The sequence below is a fragment of the Neobacillus niacini genome, from assembly GCF_036961885.1.
Lineage (GTDB): Bacteria > Bacillota > Bacilli > Bacillales > Cytobacillaceae > Neobacillus > Neobacillus niacini_H.
In genome coordinates, this window is sequence record NZ_JBALNQ010000045.1 from 1 (window position 1) to 326 (window position 326).

The following is a 326-nucleotide window of genomic DNA, read 5'->3' on the forward strand; positions in this document are numbered from 1 at the left end:
ATTTATAACAACCCAAATTATCATAGTGAATATTTTAAAGGTTTTGATAGTCTTGTTGAGAGATTTAAAAAACTAAATAATCGAGAAAAATATAATGATTTATTGAAATATATTGCAGAAATAACAAATAGGACGATTGAACAAATCAAAAAGGATTTTTCACTAACTGACTAAAATAATGGCAGTTTACTCCTTTTTCAGGAAGGTATATATCTATTGAACAATTAGTCTTAAACTTTTTTGAGCAGTAAAGATAATGAATGATACAAAAAACTGGAATAAAACCGTGAGGCTTATTCAATTAATTGGGGCAAGAGTTGAAGAGC